At 43.7% G+C, this 3611-nt stretch carries 2 protein-coding genes; one reads left to right on the top strand and one right to left on the bottom strand.

Translation table 11 applies throughout. The annotated features are described in order from the left end of the window. The first annotated feature begins 430 nt into the window (after positions 1 to 430). Entirely contained in the window at positions 431 to 1465 is a 1035-nt protein-coding gene (locus PX482_RS17995; RefSeq protein WP_072926443.1) for a PstS family phosphate ABC transporter substrate-binding protein, read from the top strand. Between the two features lie 253 nt (positions 1466 to 1718). Here the strand turns inward: PX482_RS17995 and PX482_RS17990 are convergent, their stop codons facing one another. Beyond that, complete coding sequence (locus PX482_RS17990; protein WP_002760022.1) at positions 1719 to 3260, bottom strand: ferredoxin--nitrite reductase; 1542 nt, start codon at positions 3258 to 3260, stop codon at positions 1719 to 1721. Positions 3261 to 3611: the final 351 nt, after the last annotated feature.

Here is a 3611-nt window from a genome sequence, read left to right as displayed (position 1 = left end):
GGGTTAGCGGTAGCGTAACCCATGCGGGCGTTGGGTTTCATGCTTCAACCCAACCTACGTTCTTCTTTTACTATTTATTTTGACTAAACATTAGTTTTAAGTAGGGAGGCACAATTATTTGTGGGATGGGTTAGCGGTAGCGTAACCCATGCGGGCGTTGGGTTTCATGCTTCAACCCAACCTACGTTCTTCTTTTACTATTTATTTTGACTAAACATTAGTTTTAAGTCGCAGGTAAGGCCGCTAACTTTTCCAGTTTAGATTAGGTTTTTCTCTTTCCTTACCATTGTAGTGACGTAAAAACAACAAAGAAAAGATTAAGGTTTTTAGTCATCATCCCTCAGCTTTTTTCTCCCCACTTCCCCACTTCCCCACTGATAACTGAAAAGTCTCCCCAATACCCGTTTTTACTTTCTCCTTGTTGACACCTATGCTAGAAATTTTTACTCAGCTATCTCGTCCGACCAAAGTAGTCGCAACCATACTAGGAACTGCCCTAATTTTACCCGCCTGTGCCAATATTAATCCTCAAGACCTAAAACCAATTAAAATCGATGGTTCGAGTACCGTAGCACCAATTACCGATAAAGTTCTCGAAGATTTTAAAGCTAATACCCCTAACAAAGTTTTGGCTGATGTTAAAATTGACGCTAATATTTCAGGAACCGGCGGTGGTTTTAGAAAATTTTGTGCGGGAGAAACCGATATTAATAATGCTTCTCGGCCAATTTCTGTGGAAGAATTAAAAGAATGTGATGCTAATAAGGTAAGATTTATCGAACTACCGATCGCTTTTGATGCTTTAACCGTGGTAGTCAATCCCCAAAATAACTGGGTTGATGATATTTCCACCACAGAATTGAGAACTATTTGGGAACCAGCGGCCGAGAATAAAATCAAACGTTGGAATCAAATTAATCCCGCTTGGCCCGACCAACCGATTACCCTTCACGGACCAGGTAAAGACTCCGGAACCTACGATTTTTTTAGTGAGGTAATTAACGGCAAAGATGCCAGCCGTGGGGACTTTAATTTTAGTGAAGATGACCAAGCTTTAGTTAATGCCGTCAGTCAAGATGCCAACGCTTTAGGCTATTTTGGCCATGCTTACTATGAACAAAATCGGGATAAATTAAAAGCTTTGAAAGTTAACGGTATTGAACCAACTCGCAGCAATGTCGAGGATAGTAAATATCAGCCTTTATCTCGTCCTTTGTTTATTTATGTTAATGCCCAAAAAGCCCAAGAGAATCCCGCTTTAGAGAAATTTGTCGAACATTATCTCGATCGAGTTCCCAATTTATTAGATAGTATTGGTTATATTCCCCTACCGGATGAGGCCTATCATTTGGCAAGGGTACAGTTGCAAAAATTTGAGGTAGGAACGGTTTTTGATGGCAGACCCCAACCCAATTTAACCATCGGGGAATTACTTCGTAAACAAGCCCAATTTGAAGCTAAGTAACGATTCCCATCTGATACTAAATCCGTTGAGTATAGGCTACATATCAGGACAGGCACTCCTGCAAGGGGAGTGACTCTTAAATTATTACAGATGCGTCAGCAGCTGCGTGTAAGCATCCCACCGAAAAACTAATGCGCTCCGGGGTTTGGGGGCGGCGCCACGCCCCCAACGGGGGGTTTGGGTAGGGTTGATTCATGAATCAACCCTACTATGAATCAACCCTACCCATTCAGCGTATCAATAAACTTGTCAATTAACCTTTCGGTGTCGCCCCAAATTGCTCGATGAGGATAGAGGTTAACACCGATTTTAGGTCCTCACAGGGAATCCCTTTTTGTACACAGCTGCCTAGGTGAGCATCTTTACCCACTTTACCCCCCATGTAGAGGTCAACTCCCTCCACGGTTTTGCCGTCTTTGCGCGCTTTTGTCCCCATCAAACCGATATCGGCCACTTGGGGTTGTCCGCAGGAGTTAGGGCAACCGGTCCAGTGGATACGCACACCCCGGGGGATATTTAATTCGGCATCTAACTGACGAATCAAGTCCACAGCCTTATTTTTGGTTTCAATCAGGGCAAAATTGCAGAATTGCGCCCCCGTGCAGGAAACGAGCGCTCGTTGTAAAGGAGTGGGATTGGGGGTAAACTTAGCCAGTAAAGGCTCGGTTAAAAGAGTCGCCATATTTTCAGCCGCTATATTGGGAATAATCACGTTTTGTTCCACGGTTAAACGTAATTCTCCGCTACCATACACTTCGGCAATCCGGGCTAAATCGAACATATCATCGGCAAATAGACGACCAACGGGAATACAAAGACCGACATAGCTCAATCCCTCCTGTTTTTGGGGGAAAACTCCTAAATGATCCCGTTTTTCCCAGTCGATTGCGTCTTTTTCGGCAGCCGTTGCCAAGGCATAACCTAAGTGATTAGCCACCCGCGTGCGGAATTCCTCGATTCCCCACTCATCAATTAACCACATTAAACGGGATTTTTGACGATTGGCGCGCAATCCATTGTCGCGGTAAACTTCCAAAATTCCTCGGCATAAATCCACCACTTCCTGATTCGGTCTCACCCAAACATTCATAGGAATTGCCGCTTCACAGCGTTTAGCCGAGAAAAAGCCACCCACCACGACATTAAAGCCTAATTCTCCCTCTTTATAGGCAGGAACAAAGGCAATATCGTTAATTTCCGCATGAACCGAGTTATCGCGTCCCCCCTCGATGGCAATATTAAATTTGCGGGGCAGATTGCTAAATTGATAATTACCTTGACCGCAGTTGGTAATCATATCTTGGACTTTTTGGACTAATTCCCTGGTATCAATTAATTCATCCGCGTCTAGTCCCGCCATGGGTGAACCGGTAATATTTCTGACATTATCCATGCCCGATTGTACCGAAGTCATACCCACGGATTTTAGTCGTTGGAAAATATCAGGAATATCTTCGATACGAATACCGCGTAATTGTAGGTTTTGACGAGTGGTAATATCGGCATTACCATCATCGCCGTAACGCTGCACGATTTCCCCTAAAACGCGCATTTGCTCACCGCTAATAATGCCGTTAGGAACCCGCAAACGCATCATGAATTTACCCGGGGTGACGGGACGATAAAAAACCCCCACCCATTTTAAGCGATATTCTAAATCGGTTTTATCCATCGCTTCCCAACCGATTTGGGCAAAATGATCTAGTTCATCTTTAATGGCTAATCCGTCTTTTTCGGCTTTAAATTTCTCGAATTTATTGAGAGTTGTTCCATCTTTTTCAGGTGCTTGTACCACGAATCTATCTCCTTTTGGTTTGTGGGTGTAATTGTTCTAGTTGGTGCGGGTTAGAAATGAAGAAATCGGGATTTAACAATAAGTATTCTTTAAAATACCGTCGTCATTAGCAAAAATTTAGTAATTTACCTAGTCTCTATTTGTTATTTAATTCTTTTTAACTTGGATAATTTTGTATTGTTTGTAACAGAAATCCGTTAACCATCGTGTTTAAGGATTTATATCATGCAGTAAGTGCATTGAGATGGGGTGTGGGGTGTGGGGTGTGGGGTGTGGGGTGTGGGGTGTGGGGTGTGGGGTGTGGGGTGGGGGGTGGGGCGTGTGTGCTGTCTGCTGTTGCCTGTTTCTTGT

This window comes from Microcystis sp. M53602_WE12 (assembly GCF_030065455.1).
GTDB classification, from domain to species: Bacteria; Cyanobacteriota; Cyanobacteriia; order Cyanobacteriales; family Microcystaceae; genus Microcystis; species Microcystis aeruginosa.
Note: the sequence above shows the minus strand (reverse complement) of the source record. Positions and strands in the feature narration are given on the sequence as shown.